The following is an 11,856-nucleotide window of genomic DNA, read 5'->3' on the forward strand; positions in this document are numbered from 1 at the left end:
CCTAACGTCGACGTGATCGCAACCGCCGCGCCTCCGCTCGTCAAGGCATGGCCCTGTGCGTCCTTCAGCTTCACGCTGATCGTCGTTTGGCTGGCCCCGTCCGCCGCAAGGGTGACGTTGCCCGCTTCCACCGCGCTCGTTGCTGCCGACGGCACTCCCGGCACGAACTGGACGCTCGCCGTCGAAGCTAGCGCACTGCCGCCGACCGTCGCGCTAATCGTCGCGGTGCCTACCGTTATCGGAGCCGTCAGCGTCGCCGTGTAGGTGCCATTTTGCTTATCCGTTACAGCGCTAACCGTCCCTAACGTCGACGTGATTACGACCGCGGCTCCTCCGCTCGTCAAAGCATTCCCCTGCGCGTCCTTCAGCTTCACGCTAATCGTCGTCTGGCTGGCCCCGTCCGCCGCAAGGGTGACGTTGCCCGCTTCCACCGCGCTCGTTGCTGCCGACGGCGCTCCCGGCACGAACTGGACGCTCGCCGTCTTCGCTATCGGAAAACCGCCGACCATTGCGCTGATCGTCGCGGTACCTACCATCGTCGGCGCCGTCAGCGTCGCCGTGTAAGTACCATCATGGTTATCCGTTACAGCGCTAACCGTCCCTAACGTCGAAGCGATCGCAACCGCCGACCCTCCGGTCGGCCAAGCATTGCCCTGCGCGTCCTTCAACTTCACGGTAACCGTCGTCTGACTTGTCCCATCGGCTGCGAGACTGGACTGGGCGCTGGAAACCTCGCTCTCCCCCGGGGATATCGAATAATCCAGAATCATGTAGGTCCTGAAGGAAAAGTCGTACCCTGGCGACAGCGAATAGCCTCGTTTATAGGGATCGCCCGAACTGGTGTACCACCCAAAACCCGCACCGCTTCCTCCATTTTCCGTAGAGGCAACCATTCGATACATCGTCTCTCTCTTCAAATAAGGCAATGCTCCGGAGAAATCGAACGTTACCCAACCTGGGCTGTACGACGTCAACTCTGCTGTGGCAAGCGGCGTCCCAAGATCGCCTTCTTTATAGATACCCAACCGTAATGCCCCGGTTCCACCGTAAAAATCGAATACGTTAAGCTCAATCTTATTGAGATTACCGCTAATGGCAGGGGTAAAGGTTTGATATCTCGGATAATCGCGGTTAACAAAAACATTTCCGCTTCTATTTGGCTGCTCTTGATCCAAAACAGGCGGCTCCGCGGCATGCACATTCCCGCCAGGAAACAATCCCAAAGTAAGCACAACCACAAGAATCATCGCAATCCATCGCTTATTCCGCTTCATGCCTTCCATCACATATCCTCCGTTCTTGCCCTTGGTGCCCTAGTTTACTTCATGCAGCTAAATTTCCATACCCTTAGCTCATAAAGTAGGTGTAGCCGCCAACAACCAGCGCCGCTGCAAAAAAAATACCAAAAAACCACTTTGCAAATTTAAAGCCTACATTCCCGCCTTCCCACCAAAGGCTATAGAAGATAACTCCTCCCAAGATCATAATGCTAATAAAAGCAATAAGGGCATTTTCCACTTTTTTCACCCGGGGTCTCTTTAATTTTACTGCCATAAATCATAAGCTGTGTTAACAAAACAGATTACATCGATAACTTTGCGCTTTTATCATGCGAACCGGAGAGATGTTTGTACACGGCGATCGACAGCCACAGCCAAGCCGCGCCTGCCAGCATTCCGCCGATGACGTCGCTCGGGTAATGCACCCCCAAATAAATTCGGCTCAGACCGATGCAGACCATCATGAACATAGCCGCCGCCGTGAGCGCGATTTTCCCCGTACGGTTTCGGATATGGCTCCATAACAAATAAACGATGATGCCATACAAAGCGACGGCGGCAACCGACGACGAACTCGGAAACGAAAACCCGTCTTCCTCCATGATCCGGTGAAAGTTCGGTCTCTCCCGAGCGAACAACGATTTCGAAACGTATCCTACTGCCGTAGAGCCGCCAATCGCCGCAATAAATAAAAGAAGCTCCTTCCGCCGCCCTAACAAAACATACAGCACGATGATCATTCCAAGCGAAAGCACGATAATCGGCATCGTGGAACCGATCCAACTGAACCCTTTCATGACTTGGGTCCATCCCGCAGACTCCCAGCTCTGGATCAAGGACGAAATGCTTTGATCAAAAGCAAACAGCCGATCTCCCTTCACCGCCAGCGCAATGATCCCAAACCCACAAGCTGTGAGCAGGCTCAACAAATATGCATAGATGACATTTGACCTATTCAAGAAACCCCTCCACCGATGTTGTCTGCTGGCTTTTCACCCTTCGTACGCCTCAGTCCATAAGCTTAACAATAAAGCCGGCACAGCCGCGCTTCCATACCTAAAAAGGAGTATTTATTGCTTTGTCCAGCAAAAAGAAATAGACCGGAACTCCTTATTTATCAAGGAATCCCGGTCATTTCATTGCATTATAAAATGACTCAATACCTGGTTAAACTTGCTGCGCTCCTCCCAGAAAGGGCCATGGCCGCTATAATGAAACGGGACAAGCTGTGAATTTCTTATTTTGTGATGGAGTTCCTGGGCTTGTTGAAAGGGAATGACTTTGTCGTGAATGCCGTGGACGATTAAGGTAGGCACGGATAGGAGCGGCAGATCGGCATCCAGCTTCTCATCTCTCAGCATAACGACGACGGCCGCGGTCGACCAGCCTGCCGCCTGCAATCCCAGTTGAAAAAACCATTCCGAGAACGGAGCGGTGATATACTGAAAGAAAAAGCCGTCGGTAACTTCCCGCATCATTTTAGGGCGGTCATTTAACGCCTCATGAAGAAAATTATTGGCGGTCTCTGGCGTAAAGCCTATGGGAGCCGCAGCGTCAACAAGGACAAGGTTAGACACTCCGTAGCCATTGTACCGGGACACATACCGAATCGCGATCGCCCCGCCCGTAGAGTGACCTACGAGCGTGAAGTCATGCAATTGCAGCGCACCGACTACCGCGCGGATATCATCGGCCAATCGGTTATAATTGTAACCGTTTATCGGCTTATCCGAATTGCCAAAGCCCCTCCAGTCGATTCCTATACAGCGGTAACCCATTGCGGGAAGAACATCAAATTGATACTCGAACTGCTTACGGCTTAACGGCCAACCATGTATAAAAACAATGGTCTTGCTTCCCCCCGGATTGATATCCTCCACATATAATTTTACACCCGGCTCTACATTCACAAAGGTTCCCACATAGACTCCCCCGTACAAAATGAAGTATCTTCAACAATAAGATACTCATCCGGGTAACCATAGGTGAATGCCTATCTTTGTCCAGGTTCCATGTCGGCTGCCCTTACTACTTGTTTAATATCCCTAAATATTGTTTCCATGGCCCAACGTCCGCCTGGTATCTCCCAGCCATGACTCGAACAATTTGAGCCATGTGGGTTAAATCATGAACAACCCATGTGGAGAGCAATTCTCTCAGCTTGACGACCCCAAATGCAGGGTGGATGCCCGTCAATTCGAGATGCGCTTCAGAATCGACAAGCCCCTTAAGTTTGGCGATATTTGAGGCTCGAATCGTTTTGAATTCATCCAGCTTTTGTTCAAACGATTTTTCCGCTTTTTCATTCAAGTGGGCATAACGGTCAAAAGGGGGAAACGGTTTGCTTTCACCTTCCTGAAGAATAAATTCCAACCTCGGGACCCAGTTCGTTTTCTCTCCCTCAATGAGGTGCTCAATCACCTCAACGACGTTCCATGTCCCTTTGCCTTCATTGCACTTAACCCATCCGTCCGACAAACCGGATAAAAAATACTCCAACGTCTGCGGCGTACGCTCCAGAACCTCAATCGCTTCTTTCAAATGAAAATTCATGAACACTACTCCTTTCTTCCCGCTCGTCCGGAAATGATTAATAAAAATCCCACGTCAAAGCACGGCTTTTACGTGGGGATGGATAAAGAGAGTGGATTTAGACTTTAGCTGCCCATACTTCGATTTCTATTTTTATTTCCGGCAATCCTAATTCAGAAATGTAACCAATCGTCATGGCGGGATAATTGCTGCCGAACAGCTTCTCCCACTCGGCATCTAGATAATCCCAATCGATTTTTTCGGTAGCCCATATATTAACCTTAATAATATTTTCAGACGTTAATTCCTCGGAATGTAAAACGGTTTTGATATTGTCAAACGTATTCTTGATCTGTTCGTTCATTGGTTCGGGAATGCTGCCATTTCGGTCTACGCCGATTTGACCGGAAGTAACGTACAGCTCCGCGTTTCTGGGGATTTTCGTAATATGGGTGTAGTTCCCTACCGGGTCGGGCATTCCTGCCGGATTTTTTCGAACGATCTTGGCCTGTTCCATTTGAAATCACCTCGCATTCTAAAGTTTTTTTTGCTATTTTTTTCCACAATTTTCAGGCACACTTCACCCGTAAAATGAATTCTAGAAAAAAACAGCAGTCGAGTATCCGTATCCACAAGATAAGAACTTTAACATTTTTTTCTTCATGGATCGAATGCTCCTTTCTTTATAAATGCGAAGAGTGTGGCTTAACTAGAATATAATCCAAATCATTTTCTGAGTCAATTTTAACCAATATGGTCTATTGGCGTGCCCGTCCCTCTGGCCCTTGCTGATGGCAAATTTCCATGATACACTCTAATACTGAACCGTTTCGTCTCTATATAGACAGGTTCTACAAAATGAATCATAAACGATTGGTCAGGTGAACAGCCATGTCAGCAGCACCTTCTTCTTCCCGCCAGCGCATACTGGATGTAGCTTCCGATTTGTTTTATCGTGAAGGGATTCGAGCCATCAGCATGGATACCATCGTAGAGCGGTCCGGGTTGAGTAAAGCGACCCTCTATCGGCATTTTCCTACCAAAGATGAATTAATCGCTGCCTATCTTGAGGCACATGATCATCACATTTGGGAGCATTTTGACGAGGCCGTCGCTAAGCACGAAGGGTTCCCAAAAGCCCAACTGATCGCGCTAATCGACGCCGTGATTGAATTATTTAAACCGGAATATTATCGGGGATGTCCCTTTCTCAACGCTTTTGCCGAATTCTCGGACGAAAATCATCCTGCCCACCGGATGGCATTGGAATATAATCGCGCATTGCGCATGCGGTTGGCCCAGCTTAGCCAGAAGGCGGGTAAGATGGACGAGGACTTGTCAGATCAGCTTCTGCTGGTGATCAATGGAGCCTATTCCTCCGTCCCGGTACTCGGATTAGACGGATCGGCAGCCCAACTCAAAAAAATTGCGACAAAGATGATAAACCAATATCTTGATTGACCTCTTTGGGGCATATAGGGATAGCCGCGGTTATTTCCTATATGCTCCGAAGGTTTTTTATTTTTTGGGAGTGATAAAAAATTATCGATTGACATGATACTAAACGGTATAGTATCATTCGTTTTGTGATACGAGACGGTTTAGTATCGTCCAATGTCACATTACATATTCGTCGAACATACCGCAGGGAGGTCATCCTATGAGTGAAGTATCTATAATCGGTTTGGGGCCTATGGGAACGGCTCTCGCACAGACGCTGCTGAGAAACGGCAAGCGAGTGACGGTCTGGAACCGGACGCTCTCGAAAGCAGAATCGCTCGTTCAGCAAGGCGCGCAACTCGCCTCTTCCGCAGCTTCGGCCATTAGCACGAGTCCAATCACTATCGTCTGCGTCGCCAATTATGAAACATCAGCCCGCGTCCTGGATACAACGGAAGTCGCCCCCGTCCTTGCCGGCCGCACTCTGATTCAGTTAAGCACGGGTACCCCGCAGGAAGCGCGAAACAATGAGCTTTGGGCACGGGAGCGAGGTGCCCACTATCTGGACGGAGCGATTCAGGCGTGGCCTAGCCATATTGGGGGAGCGGAGACCGTGATCCTCTTTTCGGGTTCCCATACCGCGTTCCAGACAAGCGAACCGCTTCTCAAGAATCTTGCCGGAAGCTCGATTTATTTGGGCGAGCCGGTGGGTTCTGCGTCTGCGCAGGCTTTAGCTGTTATCTCCTACCTGTTGGGAACATGGCTTGGTTTTGCTCATGGGGCGCGCATCCTCGAATCGGAAAATCAACGGGTGGACTCCTTCGGTTCCATGATCGCCGCTATCGCGCCGTTACTTGGGGAGGAAGCCAAGCATCAGGGGAAGGTCATCCAGACAGGGCATTTCGGAAATCCCGAAAGCTCCCTCAAAACCTCTGCGGATAGTGTGGAACGTCTCGTCCAACAAACACGGGAAGCCGGGATCCATGCTGAATTTCCTGCGCACGCTTTACCGCTCTTTGCGAAAGCTCTCGAGGCCGGTTATGGAAATGAGGAAGTTTCCGCGATTATCAAGGTGCTTCGTAGCGGTTCGGCCGCTAAACAGAGCCAAGCATGAAAAAGACTGGGGATCCGTCAGCGGTTAGCTGAAGGATTCCCAGTCTTTAAAGAGGATATGGATATTCATAGGGGATCCGGGATTCCCCGGCCCCCGTTAACTTTTCTCAACCAGCCCGTTTTATTTTGTTTGGTTCGTAGTATTTTCGTTACCTTCAGCATTCTCGCCAACCTTGTTCCCCAGCGCTGCTCCAGCCAAACCGCCTGCAACGGTGCCGATAGGTCCCAAAGTAGAACCCACAACAGCTCCCACAACACCTCCACCAGCAGTACCTACAGCTTCTCCTGTGGTGGTGTCCGTCGCGTTCGTTGTATTACCTTCTGAAGCGCCATCCTGTTTGCGTTCGTTGTTTTCAGCCATTCCTTCTCACCTCCTTGCTTTATGGAAGGACACGCCGTTCATTTACTTTCCAGCGCACTCCTTAACCTATTTTGTCCTAGCCCCCTTAAATGAATTCTTTCGCAAAAAATCCACAATCTTCCTCGTATTTCTTGAGGAATGTCTCCAAGACCGAGATCTATGGGCTTCAACAAATCAGGATCTATTCACCAGACCATTAGAGCCATAAATTTGCAAAATATGATACCTATCCTGTTCATTTGTTTAATGGTGCCTCAACCTAGGCAATTTATTATCACAGGAGTATTACTTACTGCACAAAGGTCCGAATCAATACAGCTAGCGGTTGAGCTGCCGAAACATGCTTTGCGTATCACCTCCGATTGCTTTCGCCAGAGTACGGAAAATAATTGTTGCCATTAGATCAAAATTTTTATTATTCATTATCTATAGATGACGCCCATGCTGGGCGTAATAAATGAAACAACCCCGTATAATTTTAAGGGTTGTTTTTATAAAATTTTCCTTTATCTGGAATCGTCTAGACTTGTGAGGTGAGGTTATGAAGCCGGTACTATGGTTGATACTTTTTGTTTTCCTAACGGCTTGCAATAAAGAAAGACTGCCCGCAACGCTAAAAGAAGGCAATCCAAAAGCTGTATCGGAGCTAGACATGAAAAAAGAAAACAGCATGAGTTTGATTGCTGATCTTATTCTAAAAAGTGCTGCCGACCAAAATCCTAATACTGTTTTCGACCATCTTTCCGTGCTTTCGAATCAAGAAAAAGACTTTTTGTTACTGGAGATTTTGAAACAATGGCATAGATTCAAATATAAGAATAAAGAGGAAGAGACGGTAGTCAAGGCTATCCTTAAATCTGGAGCCGATCCGAATGTGCAGAACGATGAAGGCGAGACAGTGCTTCATTTAATACACAGTCCCAATATAATTAAGATTTTTTTGGAGGATAGCCGCACGAAGGTTTTTGTCGCCAAAAAGAATGGAAATAACTTGCTTCATGGAAGTGTATCCAAACCAACAGGGGTCGACAAAGAATACATCAAGCTCTTGCTGGAAAAAGGCTTCGATCCGAACCTTAAAGGCTTTGAAGGAAATACGAGTTTGCATTTCGCCGTTGTGGCCCAAGAGGACCCCGAAGTGTTGAAGCTTTTACTGGATGCTAAGGCCGATCCTTATCTTAAGAACGACAAAGGTCAGACCGCCATTGATATTGCCACGGCAAATAACAAGGAAGACTTCTTGAAGCTGATGCAGAAGGGGCAATAAATGTTCCAGGCGGCACTATGGCCATAGGTCTGGTAAATACAGAAGATGGCGAACTTGGCTAGCGCGTAATCTTTCGAGAAATTGCTCAATCTTTGAATAAATACCGATCGTTCGGTCTGGGGCTGAACGTTTTTCTGTCGATAAGAGGCTCGGGGTTGGATATAGATTCGGTCACATTTTCCGGAGGCTTATACGATTCCTCTTTGGAAAGATTCCCTTCGTACGACGAATGAATTAAAGCATTCGCTTCTGCCATCGCTTTTTTGATGTTCGTTCGATGCTCCGCATATTGCATAATGGCCAAGGAAAGGACGATCGCGCCGGATGCCGCGAGTATGGCTCCAAGTATCTTTCGCATGTTATCCCTTCCTTTTCCACAGCCTGATTGCGTCAATCCTACATGCTCGCATGTAGAGAGAAAAGTAACTACGTGCCTCCGAAGAGAATGTGATAGTTCTTCCGGCTTGTCCGGGGTGGCGACATTGCCGCCATTCACTGCAGCTACATTTCAAATGTCTTTGCCGCCTTGATCCGCTTTGATGTTCGTTTGAAATTGAACCGTGTGCCAATTGGTGTCTGTTATGTCGCCGATCTGTCCGACAACCTGACCTGCGGCATAATGCCCTTTGTCGTCCCCTTCCGCATCCGTGGCGGATACCCCGTCAACCTTCAAGCTGCCAGGCACATAATCAAGACCTTCCGGAAGGCTGTCGGAGATCGATAAGCTTTTCACCTGACTGTCTCCAACCGTGTTTCTGGTCCGGATAGTGTAAAGCAGCGTGTCGCCGACTTCCGGATGAACCGCATCGGTGTTCCCGCCCGCTTTTTGTTGAATGGTTGCCGTTTTAATGGATTCCAGAGATGGAGGATTCAGATTGACGTGAACCGTAATTGTTGTTGCTGATTTCCCGCCGTATCCATCAATTACGATGACAGTAAATGTATCGTCACCAATATAGCCTGCATTGGGAGTATACGTCCATGTACCGTCGTTATTAACCGTTACCGTACCGTGGCTCGGTTGATTCCCCTCTTGGTAGGTCAAACTGTCACCATCCGGATCAGTCCCATTGACTTGTCCCGAGACCGGCGTGTTTACCGCCGTATCCTTTGCATCATTCGGCACAGCTGGCGGCTGGTTCTGGGTATAGTCATTTTGCGGATCGAGTGTAGCAATAGGTGCATATTCATTTACAAAATACCAGCTATGAATATCATGATTCTCGTTAATGAGATATCCTGTTGACGCGGTAAACCCGGCATAAAAAGGCTTTCCATCAAATATCGTACCAAGATCTATATTATTTACATCCAATATTTTCTTGGAACTTGCCTCGTCTTAACAAGTTTGTTTCGTAAAGCTGCCCTAGAGTACGAGAAACTTTATTGATGCTAAACGGTTTTATTCTCCTCCTCTAAAGCGAGAACCTCCCTTGCTGCTTCTATGAAAGATAACATGATTGCTGAAAGCCACTTGTCTTTATGCCATACCATCTGTGTATACACGTGCAAGTCCGGAATTTGCCATGGAAGAGCAACAAGTTCCCCCCGTTCAACTTCCGCTTCAGCTACGATTTCAGGAATAAAGGCAATACCGATTCCCGAAATTGCACATTGTTTAATGGCTTCGGCACTTTGAAACTCTAAATACGTAATCGTATCAATGCCCCCTTTCTCAAATGCTCGGTCAAACATGGTTCGATAGGGACAACCCTTTTCATTAGTCAGGAACACTTCTCCGTGAAAATCTTCCAACTGTACTACAGTTAGTTTCGCGAGATGGTGATCTGGAGCGACGAAAAGGCGGAAATTTTCTTCCAGCAACGGTTCCACTGCAAGTCCCGTTGAGCGAATGGGTTCGTCCAGCATAAAGACGACATCCGCCGTTCCCTCAAAGAGCGTTTGCTTGAGTTGCTGATTTGGAACGGAGCGGAAGATGAGACGAACTCCCGGATGCTGCGAACGAAATAGTTGAAAGACAGCCGGAAGCCGATAGGCGCAAATAACCTCATTGGCACTGATCGTGAGGGTACCGCTTAGAATTTCATTGTCATGAACGACGCTGCGAGCTTCGTCCAATTTGTCTAGAACGCCCTGAACATGAGTTAAAAAGCGTTTACCCGCAGTTGTGAGAACGAGCTGCTTGCCCAAGCGGTCAAAGAGACGAACACCAAGCTCTTCCTCCAATGCTTTTATTTGCATCGTGACGTTGGAGGGTACGTAGTTTAGCACTTCCGCAGCTCGACTGAAATTTAAAGTGGATGCAACCGTGCGGAACGTATTCAGTTGACGCAATTCCATCATACTCCCCCTTTTACTTTCAAAATTATTGAATACTATTTTGAATTTGATTCACTTTTATTGAGAGTACCACGGGTCTATACTTAGTTCAAGAAATACATTTTCAATGTGTGGTTTCATCTTGAAGGGAGCGACAATACGATGGATTATGAGATTTTTGATTTGGGTGACGTAACCTTGCAATCAGGAGTGACGTTACCGAGTGCTTTTCTTGCTTATAAGACTTATGGAAGCTTAAATGAAAAGAAAGATAATGTCATCGTCTATCCAACTGCTTTTGGCGACCAGCATGTTCAGAATGAGTGGTTGATAGGAAACGGCATGGCACTAGATCCGCAAAAATATTTCATAATCGTTCCAAATCTGCTGGGCAACGGATTATCTTCGTCTCCCAGTAACACACCTCCCCCATTCGACCGGGCTAATTTTCCGCAGGTAACCATCTATGACAATGTTAAATTACAGCATCGGCTGGTGACCGAAAAATTCGGCATTCAAAAGATCGCTCTCGTCGTTGGATGGTCAATGGGAGGCATTCAAGCATTCCAATGGGGGGCAAGTTATCCCGACATGGTAGAACGAATTGCACCTTTCGCCGGCGTTGCCAAGACTTGGCCCCATACGTTTGTGGTCCTGGACGGGATGAAAGCTCCGCTCATGGCTGCAGCCCGCTTCGATGCGAGTAAACTAAACCAGTTGACTTCTGCAGACATGCGTGCCGTTGGCCGTGTCTATGCGGGATGGGGTGTATCGCAGGCGTTTTACAGAGAGGAACTTTATCGTGAGCTGGGATTTGACTCATTGGCAGATTTTGTGGCTGGCGTCTGGGAAGATAGCTTTATGAAGATGGATCCGCACAATACCTTGGCCATGTTATGGACAGGCCAACATGCAGATATTAGTGCAAACCCCGCCTATAACGGAGATTTCGATAGGGCACTCAAAAGTATTAAAGCGCTTGCCTGCGTCATGCCAGGGAGCACAGATCTTTTCTGCTCGGCGGACGATAACGAATACGAGGCTAAGCTTATACCTAATGCTGTTGTTAATCCGATCGAGTCGATCTGGGGCCATTTTGCCGGTCGCGGCATCAACAGTGCCGATAATACATTTATTGATGATAACCTAAAACGCTTGTTGGTGCTTAGTACAACGGATAGATCATCCTTAGCATTGGAATGTCCTGTTAGCGGCAACTAGGCTTCAGCTGGTATTTCGCGATCCTCAGGCCTTTCTTCTCTAAATAACTAGGTTCGATACTATAAAAATTAAACTTGATTTCTCGGACTTCATTTCCAGGTAAGTAAGAACATTTGTCTCGTCGGTCATTTCTCTCTTGAATAAACTATCCTGCCCGATCGTATTATGAGGTCACCAGAACTTACTGGTCGACCTCCTTTTTGTATGGACGTGGTTGTTGAGTAATTCTGCCCGTAGCGTAACGATCGATCCTTAATTAATGCTTTTTTTCCCAGTCAAAAAAAACTACAGCGGAATAACGATACAACGAAGGTGTTTAACCCTTGCTCGTCGAAGTAATGGAGTACCATTTCTTTGATGAA

The 11,856-nt window shown here is 47.7% G+C and carries 14 protein-coding genes; 4 read left to right on the top strand and 10 right to left on the bottom strand.

Annotated features, from left to right (window positions below; all coding sequences use genetic code 11):
* The 6 genes from KQX66_RS21680 to KQX66_RS21705 form a co-directional block, all read right to left on the bottom strand.
* Positions 1-1,283, bottom strand: a 1,283-nt coding sequence (locus KQX66_RS21680; RefSeq protein WP_216794887.1) for an Ig-like domain-containing protein, incomplete at its 3' end; no start/stop codon positions are given.
* Between the two features lie 64 nt (positions 1,284-1,347).
* The gene (locus tag KQX66_RS21685; RefSeq protein WP_308647257.1) at positions 1,348-1,527 is read right to left on the bottom strand and encodes a hypothetical protein; all 180 of its coding nucleotides are present in this window, start codon (positions 1,525-1,527) and stop codon (positions 1,348-1,350) included.
* A 55-nt stretch (positions 1,528-1,582) separates the two neighbouring features.
* A complete protein-coding gene (locus tag KQX66_RS21690; protein ID WP_216794889.1) occupies positions 1,583-2,239 on the bottom strand; it encodes a phosphatase PAP2 family protein in 657 nt (218 codons plus the stop codon).
* Between the two features lie 177 nt (positions 2,240-2,416).
* Positions 2,417-3,202 carry an alpha/beta fold hydrolase gene (locus tag KQX66_RS21695; RefSeq protein ID WP_216794890.1) on the bottom strand — a complete coding sequence of 262 codons (786 nt, stop codon included), beginning with the start codon at positions 3,200-3,202 and terminating at the stop codon, positions 2,417-2,419.
* Positions 3,203-3,308: 106 nt separating this feature from the next.
* Complete coding sequence (locus tag KQX66_RS21700; RefSeq protein WP_216794891.1) at positions 3,309-3,833, bottom strand: DinB family protein; 525 nt, start codon at positions 3,831-3,833, stop codon at positions 3,309-3,311.
* 97 nt (positions 3,834-3,930) lie between these two features.
* The gene (locus KQX66_RS21705; RefSeq protein ID WP_216794892.1) at positions 3,931-4,329 is read right to left on the bottom strand and encodes a RidA family protein; all 399 of its coding nucleotides are present in this window, start codon (positions 4,327-4,329) and stop codon (positions 3,931-3,933) included.
* A 374-nt stretch (positions 4,330-4,703) separates the two neighbouring features.
* Between KQX66_RS21705 and KQX66_RS21710 the strand changes: the two genes are divergently transcribed.
* Together KQX66_RS21710 and KQX66_RS21715 are read left to right on the top strand one after the other, a co-directional pair.
* Complete coding sequence (locus KQX66_RS21710) at positions 4,704-5,273, top strand: TetR/AcrR family transcriptional regulator (RefSeq protein ID WP_216794893.1); 570 nt, start codon at positions 4,704-4,706, stop codon at positions 5,271-5,273.
* 199 nt (positions 5,274-5,472) lie between these two features.
* A complete protein-coding gene (locus KQX66_RS21715) occupies positions 5,473-6,366 on the top strand; it encodes an NAD(P)-dependent oxidoreductase (RefSeq protein ID WP_216794894.1) in 894 nt (297 codons plus the stop codon).
* Between the two features lie 120 nt (positions 6,367-6,486).
* Here the strand turns inward: KQX66_RS21715 and KQX66_RS21720 are convergent, their stop codons facing one another.
* Positions 6,487-6,726, bottom strand: a complete 240-nt coding sequence (locus tag KQX66_RS21720; RefSeq protein ID WP_216794895.1) for a hypothetical protein — start codon at positions 6,724-6,726, stop codon at positions 6,487-6,489.
* Between the two features lie 541 nt (positions 6,727-7,267).
* Between KQX66_RS21720 and KQX66_RS21725 the strand changes: the two genes are divergently transcribed.
* Positions 7,268-7,993 (top strand): ankyrin repeat domain-containing protein, encoded by a 726-nt coding sequence (locus tag KQX66_RS21725; protein WP_216794896.1) that lies wholly within the window; start codon positions 7,268-7,270, stop codon positions 7,991-7,993.
* 85 nt (positions 7,994-8,078) lie between these two features.
* On the opposite strand, the gene KQX66_RS21730 is transcribed toward KQX66_RS21725, so the two are convergent.
* The 3 genes from KQX66_RS21730 to KQX66_RS21740 all read right to left on the bottom strand — a co-directional run bounded on the left by KQX66_RS21730 (position 8,079) and on the right by KQX66_RS21740 (position 10,294).
* Entirely contained in the window at positions 8,079-8,351 is a 273-nt protein-coding gene (locus KQX66_RS21730) for a hypothetical protein (protein WP_216794897.1), read from the bottom strand.
* A gap of 150 nt (positions 8,352-8,501) precedes the next feature.
* A complete protein-coding gene (locus KQX66_RS21735) occupies positions 8,502-9,308 on the bottom strand; it encodes an Ig-like domain-containing protein (RefSeq protein ID WP_216794898.1) in 807 nt (268 codons plus the stop codon).
* A 77-nt stretch (positions 9,309-9,385) separates the two neighbouring features.
* Positions 9,386-10,294, bottom strand: coding sequence for a LysR family transcriptional regulator (locus KQX66_RS21740; protein ID WP_216794899.1), 909 nt, complete (start codon positions 10,292-10,294; stop codon positions 9,386-9,388).
* Positions 10,295-10,435: 141 nt separating this feature from the next.
* On the opposite strand from KQX66_RS21740, the gene KQX66_RS21745 reads away from it, so the two are divergent.
* Positions 10,436-11,494: an alpha/beta fold hydrolase gene (locus KQX66_RS21745; protein WP_216794900.1), complete on the top strand. Its 1,059-nt coding sequence runs from the start codon at positions 10,436-10,438 to the stop codon at positions 11,492-11,494.
* Positions 11,495-11,856 lie beyond the last annotated feature (362 nt).

The sequence above is a fragment of the Paenibacillus oleatilyticus genome, assembly GCF_018998565.1.
GTDB lineage: Bacteria > Bacillota > Bacilli > Paenibacillales > NBRC-103111 > Paenibacillus_G > Paenibacillus_G oleatilyticus.

Coding starts and splice junctions, on each gene's coding strand:
- KQX66_RS21700 (WP_216794891.1), bottom strand. CDS start 3,833: ATGAATTTTCATTTGAAAGAAGCGATTGAGGTTCTGGAGCGTACGCCG.
- KQX66_RS21715 (WP_216794894.1), top strand. CDS start 5,473: ATGAGTGAAGTATCTATAATCGGTTTGGGGCCTATGGGAACGGCTCTC.
- KQX66_RS21705 (WP_216794892.1), bottom strand. CDS start 4,329: ATGGAACAGGCCAAGATCGTTCGAAAAAATCCGGCAGGAATGCCCGAC.
- KQX66_RS21745 (WP_216794900.1), top strand. CDS start 10,436: ATGGATTATGAGATTTTTGATTTGGGTGACGTAACCTTGCAATCAGGA.
- KQX66_RS21740 (WP_216794899.1), bottom strand. CDS start 10,294: ATGGAATTGCGTCAACTGAATACGTTCCGCACGGTTGCATCCACTTTA.
- KQX66_RS21730 (WP_216794897.1), bottom strand. CDS start 8,351: ATGCGAAAGATACTTGGAGCCATACTCGCGGCATCCGGCGCGATCGTC.
- KQX66_RS21725 (WP_216794896.1), top strand. CDS start 7,268: ATGAAGCCGGTACTATGGTTGATACTTTTTGTTTTCCTAACGGCTTGC.
- KQX66_RS21720 (WP_216794895.1), bottom strand. CDS start 6,726: ATGGCTGAAAACAACGAACGCAAACAGGATGGCGCTTCAGAAGGTAAT.
- KQX66_RS21710 (WP_216794893.1), top strand. CDS start 4,704: ATGTCAGCAGCACCTTCTTCTTCCCGCCAGCGCATACTGGATGTAGCT.